The 12,520-nt window shown below is 39.6% G+C and carries 13 protein-coding genes; 7 read left to right on the top strand and 6 right to left on the bottom strand.

Features of this window, described 5'->3' with window-relative positions:
* Nucleotide 1 precedes the first annotated feature (1 nt).
* A complete protein-coding gene (locus ACST15_RS07755) occupies nt 2–1,324 on the top strand; it encodes a hemolysin family protein (protein WP_459454090.1) in 1,323 nt (440 codons plus the stop codon).
* On the opposite strand, the gene ACST15_RS07750 is transcribed toward ACST15_RS07755, so the two are convergent.
* The 4 genes from ACST15_RS07750 to ACST15_RS07735 all read right to left on the bottom strand — a co-directional run bounded on the left by ACST15_RS07750 (nt 1,321) and on the right by ACST15_RS07735 (nt 4,554).
* Nucleotides 1,321–2,466: a chorismate-binding protein gene (locus tag ACST15_RS07750; protein WP_459454089.1), complete on the bottom strand. Its 1,146-nt coding sequence runs from the start codon at nt 2,464–2,466 to the stop codon at nt 1,321–1,323. The two genes, ACST15_RS07755 and ACST15_RS07750, sit on opposite strands and share 4 nt — an antisense overlap.
* Before the next feature lie 74 nt (nt 2,467–2,540).
* Nucleotides 2,541–3,572 carry an LLM class flavin-dependent oxidoreductase gene (locus tag ACST15_RS07745; protein WP_459454088.1) on the bottom strand — a complete coding sequence of 344 codons (1,032 nt, stop codon included), beginning with the start codon at nt 3,570–3,572 and terminating at the stop codon, nt 2,541–2,543.
* Nucleotides 3,573–3,635: 63 nt separating this feature from the next.
* The gene (locus ACST15_RS07740) at nt 3,636–4,103 is read right to left on the bottom strand and encodes a hypothetical protein (protein ID WP_459454087.1); all 468 of its coding nucleotides are present in this window, start codon (nt 4,101–4,103) and stop codon (nt 3,636–3,638) included.
* A 31-nt stretch (nt 4,104–4,134) separates the two neighbouring features.
* Nucleotides 4,135–4,554, bottom strand: coding sequence for a hotdog fold thioesterase (locus ACST15_RS07735; RefSeq protein WP_459454086.1), 420 nt, complete (start codon nt 4,552–4,554; stop codon nt 4,135–4,137).
* Between the two features lie 67 nt (nt 4,555–4,621).
* Here ACST15_RS07735 and ACST15_RS07730 point away from each other — a divergent pair, with 67 nt between their 5' ends.
* Genes ACST15_RS07730 through ACST15_RS07720 form a run of 3 tightly spaced genes read left to right on the top strand, consistent with a single transcriptional unit; the run spans nt 4,622 to nt 7,077 of the window.
* Nucleotides 4,622–5,263, top strand: coding sequence for a histidine phosphatase family protein (locus tag ACST15_RS07730; RefSeq protein WP_459454085.1), 642 nt, complete (start codon nt 4,622–4,624; stop codon nt 5,261–5,263).
* Between the two features lie 2 nt (nt 5,264–5,265).
* Nucleotides 5,266–6,303 carry a sensor histidine kinase gene (locus ACST15_RS07725; RefSeq protein ID WP_459454084.1) on the top strand — a complete coding sequence of 346 codons (1,038 nt, stop codon included), beginning with the start codon at nt 5,266–5,268 and terminating at the stop codon, nt 6,301–6,303.
* Between the two features lie 30 nt (nt 6,304–6,333).
* Nucleotides 6,334–7,077, top strand: coding sequence for a LytR/AlgR family response regulator transcription factor (locus ACST15_RS07720; protein WP_459454083.1), 744 nt, complete (start codon nt 6,334–6,336; stop codon nt 7,075–7,077).
* On the opposite strand, the gene ACST15_RS07715 is transcribed toward ACST15_RS07720, so the two are convergent.
* The gene (locus ACST15_RS07715) at nt 7,063–8,157 is read right to left on the bottom strand and encodes an AI-2E family transporter (RefSeq protein WP_459454082.1); all 1,095 of its coding nucleotides are present in this window, start codon (nt 8,155–8,157) and stop codon (nt 7,063–7,065) included. The genes ACST15_RS07720 and ACST15_RS07715 overlap by 15 nt on opposite strands.
* A gap of 107 nt (nt 8,158–8,264) precedes the next feature.
* On the opposite strand from ACST15_RS07715, the gene ACST15_RS07710 reads away from it, so the two are divergent.
* The 3 genes from ACST15_RS07710 to ACST15_RS07700 are packed head-to-tail and all read left to right on the top strand — an operon-like array spanning nt 8,265 to nt 11,574.
* The gene (locus tag ACST15_RS07710) at nt 8,265–8,963 is read left to right on the top strand and encodes a response regulator transcription factor (protein ID WP_459454081.1); all 699 of its coding nucleotides are present in this window, start codon (nt 8,265–8,267) and stop codon (nt 8,961–8,963) included.
* A gap of 42 nt (nt 8,964–9,005) precedes the next feature.
* The gene (locus ACST15_RS07705) at nt 9,006–10,511 is read left to right on the top strand and encodes a glycoside hydrolase family 10 protein (RefSeq protein ID WP_459454080.1); all 1,506 of its coding nucleotides are present in this window, start codon (nt 9,006–9,008) and stop codon (nt 10,509–10,511) included.
* Nucleotides 10,512–10,521: 10 nt separating this feature from the next.
* A complete protein-coding gene (locus tag ACST15_RS07700; protein WP_459454079.1) occupies nt 10,522–11,574 on the top strand; it encodes a 2Fe-2S iron-sulfur cluster-binding protein in 1,053 nt (350 codons plus the stop codon).
* A gap of 82 nt (nt 11,575–11,656) precedes the next feature.
* On the opposite strand, the gene ACST15_RS07695 is transcribed toward ACST15_RS07700, so the two are convergent.
* Nucleotides 11,657–12,475, bottom strand: a complete 819-nt coding sequence (locus ACST15_RS07695) for an aldo/keto reductase (RefSeq protein WP_459454078.1) — start codon at nt 12,473–12,475, stop codon at nt 11,657–11,659.
* Nucleotides 12,476–12,520 lie beyond the last annotated feature (45 nt).

Genomic DNA, 12,520 nt, shown 5'->3' with positions numbered 1-12,520 from the left:
AATGGACCCAGATCCCGGATTATATACCACTCAAGTAGCTGGAATAATCATTTCAATGATATTCTCTGCCTTCTTTTCTGGCGTAGAAATGGCCTTCGTTTCCTGTAATAAATTATACTTTGAGCTCAAAGCGAAGCAAAATATCCTGAGCGCCAAAATCATTTCCAATTTTAACCAATCACCCTCTAGATTCATAGGAACTATGTTGATTGGTAATACTTTGTCCCTTGTGGCCTATGGTATTTTTATGGAGGAGTTTTTGCACCATCAAATTTTACATTACATCCCATTACTTCAAAATGAAATCCTGGCACGTTTATTAGCTTCCATTGTTGCCACCATTCTCATTCTCATAACTTCCGAATTTACCCCAAAAAGTATTTTCCTCATTAACCCAGACGTCATATTGGAGTTTTTGGCTATCATCATTTGGATTGTATATGCTTTAATGTTCCCTTTAGTCTGGGTGACAGTTGGTTTATCTAAATGGTTTATTACCCGAGTTTTACGACTAAACTATTCGGAAGAAAAACCCGCTTTCGGTCTGACAGACCTAAATAACTATTTACAAAATTTAAATCGCAAGGTTTCAACGGAAGAGGAGGCGGAGGTCGATACCAAAATCTTTCATAATGCCCTGGAGTTTAAACAAGTAAAAGTGCGTGATTGCATGATTCCGAGAACAGAAATCACCGCCATAGATTTAGAAGAAGGAATAGAGGGTCTCAAACAAGTATTTATTGAATCAGGGCATTCCAAAGTATTGGTCTATAAAGAGAGTTTAGAAGATGTCTTGGGCTATTGCCATTCATTAGCCCTATTTAAAAAACCCAAGGATATTCAATCGATTCTTACCAGCATATTGATCGTTCCAGAGGCTATGCCAGCCAACGACCTGATGCTGAAGTTTTCCAAAGACAGAAAATCGCTGGCCTTGGTGGTGGATGAGTTTGGAAGCACATCGGGCCTAGTCAGTATGGAAGATGTCATGGAAAAGATTTTTGGAGAAATTCAGGATGAATACGATGATTCGGAAGATTGGGTAGAAAAGAAATTGGATGAAAATACCTACCTACTATCAGGAAGGCACGAGATAGATTACCTCAATGAGAAATATGATTGGAACCTTCCTGAAGGCGACTATGAAACCTTAGGAGGCATGCTAATCAGTTTGTATGAAGATATTCCGCAAGCCAATGAAATCATTACCTTGAATCCTTTTCAATTTCAGATTTTAACGTCCACTGAAACAAGAATTGACACGGTAAAATTGACCATAGTCGGTAAGATTTCTCCGAAAGAAGAATCAAAAATTAAACACTAATTTTCTAGTACCCGCTGTAAAGTTTGGCATTTCATCACCGTTTCCTGCCATTCCTTTTCTGGATCGGAGTCTTCCGTTATACCACAACCGGCAAAATAGGTAGCCCGACTTTTTCCTTCTACTTGTTCTACTTTAAGGGTTCTTAAGTTAACAAATAGGTGAATTTCATCTCCTAAATTGACTGGGCCTAGGTATCCAGAATATAATTCACGAGCATGGTTCTCCGCTTCTGAAATCCATTCAATTGCTTCCTGTTTCGGAGTCCCACATACCGCAGAAGTAGGATGCAACAGCGACAATAATATACCCGGCAATTGTGAGAAGTGTAAGGCCTTGGTATCTACTTTAAACTCGGTTTTTAAATGTAGGAGATTTCCTGCCAAAATCGTTTTAGGACCAATCTCTTCATATTCCCTCAAACGGATTTTCTTAAAACATTCGATGATGTAGCGACAAACATAAGCTTGTTCCTCGATTTCCTTTTGAGACCAACGTGCATTTTGAGGAGGAATTATTTGTCCACTAGGGTCTAAGGCAGATTGGGTACCTGCCAATGCGATGGTACGAAAAATCCCTTTTGCATCTTGCTCCACCAAAGTTTCTGGTGTAGCGCATAGCCAAGTACTTCCCAATTCAGGTATATATAAGGCGCAAACAAAGGCATTGGGATAGGCTTGGCATAATTGCCCAAAAGCCTTTAATGTGGAAAAGTCTCCCTGAAATTCAACCTCATCGGTTCGAGAAAGTACTACTTTTTGAAAATGCCCAGATTGAATTTCTTTGATGGATTCACTGACCCAATGGGTAAAATGCTGATGTTTTCGATCATTTTCCTCCGAATTATGTTGGGGTTTCCAAGTGGAACCAAGCACTTCATCCGACTCAATAGACTCCTCAAGCAATATGTCCGATTTAAGAAAATAAGGCAAACCAATGAAAGGAGCTACTAAAAAACCTGCCGGAAAAGATTCTAAGTCTAAAGAACCGAGCTTCTCTCCTCCCGAAGAATCAACTAAAAAATACCGTTTATCGCTCTTGGGTAATCTCCAAACAGCCATGCCTCCACGCTTTTGTTGCGTATCCTGCCACAATTGTTCCCAATCGAGCAAAGAGGTCATCGTTTTTGGAATTGCGTTAGGCATATATTGGGGTATCGAATTTCAAAGTTAATCAAATAGCTAATTTGATTCCGAATTGGATAAGAATTTTACAAAATTCAACTAATGATACACTCAAAAGGTTTTAATACAACATTTACCTCAGAGAGTGCTTGTTTCAAAATGGTATAGGATTTCTTTTTCTTCTCCCCATCAAAAATATAGGTTGCCACCATTAATTCATCAATGCCCGTTTCTTCAATAAAATCCCCTAATTTTTCTTGTAAAGTTTCTTGACTTCCATAAAAACTACATGCCAACATTCTATCGGCCATGGTTCTTATTTCTGGAATTTGATACGCTTCTGGTAATGGGCCCGGAGGGGCTAAAGGCACGCGACGGTTTGTGATGATGCCCACAAACATACGAATCAAACTACTACGAAGGAAAGATGCCTCCTCATCAGTATCGGCACCCACGACATTCACACAAGCCATGACATAGGGTTTATCCAATAGGGCAGAAGGAATAAAATTCTTTCTGTAAATATCGATAGCCGTACGGAATTGGGCAGGAGCAAAATGAGCCGCAAAAGCATAAGGTAATCCCATTTTCGCAGCCAAATAAGCGGAATCAGTACTTGAACCTAAAATCCAGATAGGTACATCGATTCCTTCGGCAGGGAATGCCCTAACTTGCGCTAAGCTATTTTCTTCACTGAAATACATTTGTAATTGCTCCACATCTTTTGGGAAATGGTAGGCCGTATCCATATTATCCCTTCTTAGCACTCGAGCAGTTTGTTGGTCCGTTCCTGGAGCACGCCCCAGTCCTAAATCAATCCGATGTGGATAGATGGATGCCAGGGTGCCGAACTGTTCGGCAATGACTAAAGGACTATGATTGGGCAACATGATACCACCGGAACCTACCCGAATCTGGGATGTTTTTCCCGCCACATGACCGATTAAAACAGAGGTAGCCGAACTAGCGATGAACTCCATATTATGATGTTCTGCTAACCATATTCGTTTATATCCCAATGCCTCCGCATGCTGAGCTATTTCCACCGTTCTATCGATGGCCGTTGCAGCTGTTCCTCCTTGTGGGATAGGAGCAAGTTCCAAGACAGAAATGGGTATTTGGCGCATTTTCAAATAATTTACAATAAAGGATTAAAACGATATGCTTCCAGATTATGTTCCCTTGGTTTACTATAATTTCACCTGCCGACTATAATATAGGTCATCAACTTTTCCGTCAAGGTCGAAATCTTCTATTCCCCAAAATTCAACCTGCTTTTTCTTGATTTTCAGTTTGAATTTATAGGTGATACGCTTTGGAATGGTGTCCTGAATGATCAAAGTATCTTGCTTAATGGTCCAAGTTCCCGCAGGATCATAGGTTGTTTTTCCTTGTAGGTTTCGGTGCAAAGAATGATACCGCCCATCGGCTGAATAGGTGGTTTGAATATTTTTCGCCTTCATTTTTGCCTCCCAATCTTTGGCCAGCACTTCCATCTGAAAAGTAGAATCCGTGTTTTTATAGGTAGGCATGGATATTTTTAAATGAGCTATCTCCCAAGTACCAATGATGGCTTTGGATGTGGGTTGACTGCAGGAAAAGGTCAGTAGGCTAACAAGTACGATGAAAGCTCCAAAAAGGTTTTCATGTGTTTTCATCTAGATTTGGTCTAACACAAATTACCAATATTTACGCCGACAATATCGCCACGGTCAAACGGCTCACACAGACTAAGTCGCCCTGCTCATTATGAATTTTAATATCATATACGTGCATGCTCCTGCCTATCCGAATGGGGCTGCAGGTACCTATCACCCAACCCTCTCGAACTGATTTCAAGTGATTGGCATTGATTTCTACCCCCACAGCTTTCATGCTTGCAGGATCCTTAGCCACCAACATGGTGGCAATACTGCCCATGGTTTCTGCCAAAACTACGGACGCTCCACCGTGCAATAGACCAAATGGTTGCTTTGTCCGATGATCTACTGGCATACGAGCTGTGAAATAATCCGGGTGAATTTCTAAAAATTCAATTCCTAGATGTTCAATCATATTGCCCTGGCTGAAGCTATTCAGTTGTTCTATCGTGATGGATGTATTAAACATATATTTCGTATTTTTGTGCCTAAAATTCGCAATAATTTACTAATTCCAATCCCAATTCGCCTTTTTTATGCACCCTATCAAAGACATTTACTTAATTCGCCACGGAGAAACTGATTATAATAGAATGGGGGTGGTGCAAGGAAGCGGCATTGACGCACATTTGAATGAATTAGGCCGTCGACAAGCACAGGCTTTTTTTGATCATTACGGTGATTTATACTTAGACAAGATTTATACCTCTGCTTTAGTCCGTACCCACCAGTCGGTAGATGGCTTTATCAAGAAGGGAATTGCTTGGGAACAACACCCCGGATTGAACGAAATTTATTGGGGAAATAAGGAAGGGAAGTCGCCCAACACGGAAGACGACCTTTACTATAAAAATTTAACCAGAACTTGGCGAGAAGGGAACATTCATGTACCTTCGGAGGAGGGAGAGAGCCCGGTGGAGGTTTTGGAAAGACAAAAACCCGTAGTTGATTTAATCCTATCTAGACAAGAAGAGCAGGCCATTTTAATTGCGATGCATGGTCGAGCGATGCGGGTTTTATTGACACATTTGTTTGAACAGCCTCTACATAAAATGGATGATTTTGCACATAGCAATCTCTGCTTATACCATTTACAATACTCTTATCCCGATCGTGCTTTTAAATTGGTAAAAGGTCCATTAACGGAACATTTAAAGCACTTGCCAGATTCTATGTAAATATGAAGAGACAAAAGCTGTATTGGGTATTACAATTTTCCGGCTGGTTTGCCTGGACACTCAATGAGGCTTTGTTGTACACCATGCAATATGGCTGGCGTTGGGCTTGGCTTTATGCCTTTGTGGGCAATATTTCTTTGGCTATTTTACTGACACATCAATACAAACAGATTACTCAAAAATACCAATGGCAGAATTTTCCGCTATTTAAATTATTGAGGAGGAATTTACAGGCGCTTTTGACCATGGCCTCCATCCTTTTAGCCTTTAATTTACCTCTCGATTTCGCCTTATTGCAAGAAAACTATGAAGTCAAATTGAATACCTTCATCATTCTACAATACCTATTTAACTTCATGAAACCGCTGGCCATTTGGCAGTTAATTTATTTCTTCTTTCAATACTCCCAAAGAAAACTGGAAATCGAAAGGCAAAATGACCAACTGGAGAGAACCATACAGGAGACAGAAGGCAAAGTCCTTCGGGCTCAAATGAACCCTCACTTTGTGTTCAATGCCCTCAATAGTATCCGAGCATTAATTACAGAGGATCCCAATAAAGCCAAGAGAGGAATTAATCAATTGTCGAAATTATTACGAAGTTCCTTACTGACTGAAAGGAAAAAAACGATTCCCCTAGCAGAAGAAATAGAAACCATTGTGGATTACCTTTCCCTGGAAAAAATACGGTATGAAGATCGCCTTTTCTGGGATGTTCAGATTCCCAAGGAGGATTTAAAAGCGGAGGTTCCTCCCATGATTTTACAAACATTGGTAGAGAATGCCATCAAACATGGAATTTCTCATTCAGTCAAAGGAGGTACCATTCTTATCCAAGCCTACAAGGAAGGAAATTTATTGCATGCCCATGTCATTAACCCCGGAAGCATTAAAACCAAAGAAAGCGAAACTGGCGTAGGAATGAAAAATTCCATTTCTAGATTGAAAATTTTGTTTGGTGAGACCGCTCAACTAAGACTTAAGCCATTCGACAAAAATCAAGTGATTGCCGAATTAATAATACCTTATCTTGTGCCTTAAATTTCTGTGTTTATATAAAAAAGCCCTATTATGAATGCTATAATCATCGACGACGAACGTTTAGCTAGAAATGAACTAAAACGTTTATTAGAAAATTTTCCTCATATCCATGTCATTGGAGAAGCTGCTAATACAGATGAGGCGGGGGCATTAATTGAAGAATTACATCCTGATGTTATTTTCTTGGACATTCAAATGCCTGGCAAAACTGGTTTTGAGTGGTTGGAAGAATGGGACGGATATTTACCAGAGGTAATTTTCACCACTGCCTTTGATGAATATGCCTTGAAGGCATTTGAAGTCAATGCACTTGATTATGTACTAAAGCCTATTGAACTAAGTCGATTGAGTGAAAGTGTTCAAAAACTGGAAAAACAAATTGCAAATAAGGTAAAATCCCATCCAGAACAAGTTTCGGTAGTGCCTCAACATTTTTTGACTGCGCAAGATCAAATTTTTGTAAAAGATGGAGAGAAATGCTGGTTTGTACGTTTAGATAAAGTCCGTTTATGTGAATCTATGGGCAATTATGTACGTTTATTTTTTGATGACCAAAAGCCTTTGGTATTGAAATCTTTAAATGCCTTAGAGGACCGTTTAGACCCTAAAGTCTTTTTTAGAGCGAATCGAAAACACATCATCAACCTCAATTTTATTGAAAAGATTGAACCTTGGTTTTCAGGTGGGTTACAAGTAACCTTACAGGGGAAAGGCGAGAAAATTGAAATCTCTAGAAGACAGTCGATTCGCTTCAAAGAATTACTCTCCCTCTAAATTTTCTTCTTTTACTATTTCTTCTTTCTTTTTGCGAGAGGGTGCTTCACCAAGCACATAGCCATAAGCGTGCAAGGACGGTACATAGTCAAATATCACTTTGACTATGGCTGTCAATGGCAAGGCCAATATCAAGCCCGGAATTCCCCAAATCATTTCACCTAATAGTAGGGCTAGCATAGCCACCATCGGATTAACACTTACTTTAGAACCAATCACCAAGGGCGTAATGAAGTTGGCCTCAATGAATTGAACTGCAGCAACCCAAGCAATTACCCCAAGGGCATGAGAAGGGCTCAATACTATCAAACTAAGGACAATTGGGCCACTGGCACCCATCCAAATACCCACGTAAGGAATCAGCAATAGTAAACCTGTTAAGATGCCAAAAAAGTAAGGGTAATCTACTCCAATCCACCAGAAACCGATGGTATTTAATATGGAAACGATGAGCATGACGACCATCAGTCCAACCAAATAGGCTTGTACAACTTGCCCTGTTTTACTCATGATGCCTTTTAATACATGTGATTCCGTATTGGGAAAGACCATTTCCAAAAATTTGGCAAAAAAGCTGCGGTAATACAGGAAAAAGAAAACGAAAATGGGTATTAAAATAATGGTGGTAATGGAATGAATAATGGTTCCGAAGGTGGTCGTTAAAATGGTCCCTGAATTCTTAAGAAGATTAATGGTTTGATTACTGATTTCCACCATTTGTTTTTTGCGAGAGATATTGAGATTCCTCGATAAAAAGCTCTGTAAACTAGCAATATAGGATTCTGCCTTCTTGATAAAAATAGGCCAATCTGAGGCAAATTCAACCATTTGAACCGTCAAAATAGCCAAAATGCCGACTATGGCAGCTACCGTAATCAAGAGGCAAATCGTAATAGAAACGGAGCGAGGTAAACCTTTCTTTTCCAGCCAAGAGGTTAGGGGAAGTAAGAGGAGGGCCAGAATTAAAGATGCTGCTAGGAGGATCAATAAATCCTGCAAAAAGTATAATCCCAAAACCAAGAGCGTAATGGAAATCAAAACAGCTGCTAAACGGACAATATAGGAAGATTCTTTCGCCATAAACCAAAGCTAATGATTAAATTTAGTCGAAAAAAATTAATAATTTAGTAACATAGCCCTCTCTATATTTGCAGCAAGTTTTAAAAACACTTCCCTAAATTCATCTTATGAGCCAGGCAGCAGCCAATTCGACAAAAATTCTTTTGGTAGATGATGATCCTGATATTTTAGAATTATTGGAATACAATTTAGCCAAAGAAGGTTTTGTGTTAGCGAAAGCAAGTGATGGGAAAGAGGCCATTGCGATGGCACAGGAATTCAATCCTCAATTAGTGATATTGGATGTGATGATGCCGGCTATGGACGGTATTGAAACCGCTCGCCGCATGAAATCCATGCCTGAGTTAAAAGATGCACTCATTCTTTTTTTAACCGCCCGGGGTGAAGAATATACCGAAGTAGCCGCTTTTGATGCCGGGGCCCATGATTACATCATTAAACCCATTAAACCGAGGGCTTTGGTGAGTCGAATCAAAGCGATGCTCAAGCGAGAAACGGTCGAGGATAATCAAGATATTATTGAAATTGGGGGCTTGCTCATCAACCGCACTCAATATGCCGCCACCTTTGAGGGAAAAGCATTGGTACTTCCTAAAAAAGAATTTGAATTACTTTCATTCTTAGCCAAAAACCCGAATAAGGTCTTTAACCGGGATGAGTTATTGGAGAAAGTTTGGGGTTCAGATGTGTACGTGGTAGAAAGAACCATTGATGTACATATTCGAAAATTAAGGGAAAAAATTCCTGAATATTACATCAAAACATTAAAAGGTGTTGGTTATTTATTTTCGATTGAAAAGAACTAATCGTAGAAAATTTCCATCATTTATCGGTAAATTGCGCCCTCAATGAGGGGTTCTTATTTAATTCTAGCACTATATTTTTTGATCCATTCCTTGGCGGCTCAAAGCCCCAAGCGAGAATTGCGTGGCGTTTGGGTAGCAACTGTCCAAAACATCGATTGGCCATCTGCGAGAAATTATAATAGCATTAAACAAAGGGAAGAATTCATAGACCTGATCAATTCTCACCATAAAACGGGCATGAATGCCATTTTTGTACAGGTTCGCTGTGCGGCAGATGCGCTTTATGCCAAAAGTACAGAACCTTGGTCGGCTTATTTATCTGGCTTTCAAGGACAAGCTCCAAGTCCCTACTACGATCCCATGGAGTTTATGATTGAGCAAAGTCATGAGCGAGGTTTGGAATTTCATGCTTGGTTAAATTTGAATCGAGCTACCATGTCTTCCAAAACCATTCTGAGTTCAGATCACCTGGCTCGCCGACATCCTGATTGGTTGTTTTCTTATAATGGTCAATTGATTTTAAATTTTGGTATACCTCAAGTCCGGCATTATATAGCGGAATTAGTTAAAAATTTAGTTAAAAATTACGACGTGGATGGGGTCCATTTTGATGATTACTTTTACCCCTACCCTGTTAAGGGAGCAAATATTGCTGATGAAAAAACCTACCAGCAATATAAATTTCCTGAGGAAAGTTTGGCGGATTGGAGAAGAAGAAATGTCAATATGCTCATTCAAGAAATTGCTGAAACGATTAAATCCACCAAGCCAAAAGTGAAGTTTGGCATTAGTCCTTTCGGGATTTGGAGGCACCAAAGTATTGACCAAGAAGATGGCTCACCCACCCGTGCAGGTTTACAATCTTATGATGATTTATTTGCCGACACAGAATTATGGATTAGAAAAGGTTGGGTAGATTATTTAGCCCCTCAATTATACTGGGGCACAACGCACCGGGTGGCACCTTACAAGGCATTGGCTACTTGGTGGAATGAGCATAGCTTTGATCGACCTATTTACATTGGGCATGCGGCATACCATTTAAGTGATTTGTGGGCACCCAATGAATTGGCAAAACAATTGAACATTTCAAGAAGTTTACCTAAAGTTCAAGGAGCCATTTATTTTAGCTCCCGACAAATCAGCCAAAATACCAAAGGTTGGAGAGATAGTTTACGTTCGAAGCATTTTGAGCATGTTGCCTTGATTCCCCCTATGTTATGGTTGGATAGCATTGCACCCACTGCACCGCACCAAGTTAATTTAAGTAAACAAAAAGACCAATGGGTCTTACGCTGGAAAGAGGGTGAACCCAGTTTGGATAATGATCCGCCTCTGTATTATGTGGTGTATCGGATTCAAAAAGATGAAATTGAGCCTTTGGACAAGGCGGAAAATATCATTTATAAAGGAAGTGATAAACAAATAATAATTGACACGAAATGGATCAAATCGGGCACCGGGTTTGTTGTAACAGCTTTGGACCGATTACATAATGAATCTATTCCTGGGACAATCCAATGGATAGTCCCCAATGTGGTTGAATAAATTGATGAACATGAAATTCTTGCATTTATCTGTTAAAGAAATTACCGAAGAAACGAAAGATACCAAAACGATACATTTTTGGCATCCGATACATGAGGCATTAAGCTATCATTCAGGACAATTTTTAACTGTGATTCCTGTAATTAATGGGAATAAGGTACGCCGAAGCTATTCCTTATCTTCCTCTCCCTTAATTGACCATTCTCCCGCCATTACGGTAAAGCGCATCCCTGGCGGAGTGGTATCCAATTATTTATGTGATCAAATTAAGGTTGGAGATAGCCTTGAGGTGATTGAGCCAATGGGCAACTTTTTTGTTGAACCGCAGGCAGACGCTGCTAAAACCTATGTATTCATGGGAGCTGGGTCAGGTATTACGCCATTGATTTCCATGATTAAGACAATACTGAAGTCGGAACCTCAATCCAAAGTACATTTGATTTATGGATCTCGACATGAGGATCAAATAATATTCAAGAAAGAATTGGAACATTTGGAAAAGTCACATGTTGGGCGCTTCCTTGTTTTACATGTAATTAGTCAACCGTCAGCGAATTGGCCTGGGCTAAAAGGACGAATCAATAAAGCTTCAACGGTATATTATTTGAAACAAGAATTTGGCCTAAATATAGCAGAGGCCCATTACTATTTATGTGGTCCAGTTGGCATGATGGATGAGATCCAGGAAGCCTTAGGCATGTTTGACGTACCTTCTACACATATTCATCGGGAATTATTTCACGCTAATACTCCTGCAGAAGAAACCCCGGAAGATGATGGTAGCTTAAAAGAGCAGGAAATCACCATTATTTATGAAGGTAAGGAGCATCGAGTTACCGTAAAGCCTCATGAGACCATTTTAGAGGCGGCCCTTTCAGCCGATGTTGATGTGCCTTATTCATGTCAGGCAGGAATGTGTACGGCTTGCATGGGCCTATGTAAAAGTGGCAAGGTTATGATGGATGAAGAAGATGGTTTGACAGACAATGAAATCAAAAAAGGCTATGTACTTACCTGCGTGGCTCATCCTTTGTCGAGTGGTGTGGTTATTGACCTAGATTAATATATCAATTTATTGATTCAATAAAAAAATCGTTTTTTCGTTAACCTTGACAGCGTTTCAAACGCTGTCAAGGTTTAAAAAATCAAAAAAAATCTCTTGGATCCCACGCTACTCGCGTATTGTCATACAGCAGATTTAGCTTTTGCATATCATCAGGTGCAATACTAAAATCAAAGACCTCCATATTCTCTTGAATCCTTGCTTTTTTAACTGATTTTGGAATAGTTACAGCACCTAATTCAATGTTCCATCGAACCAATAATTGAAAGGTACTTTTCCCATATTTTTCCGCAATTTCGTTTAAGGTAACATCGTCTTTTTTCCAACCACGAACTAAAGGAGCATAGCCTTCTACTTGAATATTGTTACTTTGATTAAAAGCAAGTTCATCTGGCATATAACAAAATGGACTCAATTCAAATTGATTCACTGCTGGACAAACATGGGCACTCACAAAAAGTTCTTCTAGGTGTTTTTGATAATAATTTGAAACACCAATGGAGCGACATAATTTTTGTTCATGCAAAGTCTCTAGGGCCTTCCATGTTTCTTTTCTGGCATTATCCTTGGGCCAATGAATCAAGTAGAGATCTAGGTATTCTACATCTAGGTCCTTTAAAGTTTTATCAAAGGCCCTCAGTGTAGAATCATAACCCATATCATCCATCCAGACTTTACTTGTTATAAATAGCTCGCTTCTAGGTATACCGGACTCATTTATTCCTTGTCCAACTTCTTGCTCATTCCCGTATATGGCCGCTGAATCTATCAAGCGAATACCCAAATCTAAGGCATCCAATACGGATTGTTTGATTTCATTTTGCTGTTTTGGAGCATATAATCCAAGGCCCAATTGGGGCATTTTTATGCCATTATTTAATGTTACGAAAGGTATGTTCATGTTAGAATTTTCTTGCTTTTCACCTCCTAGATTTGTCAACTTTTG

Source organism: Aquirufa sp. Wall-65K1 (assembly GCF_054558475.1).
The sequence above is the reverse complement of the archived record's forward strand: the minus strand, read 5'-3'. Positions and strand labels throughout refer to the sequence as shown.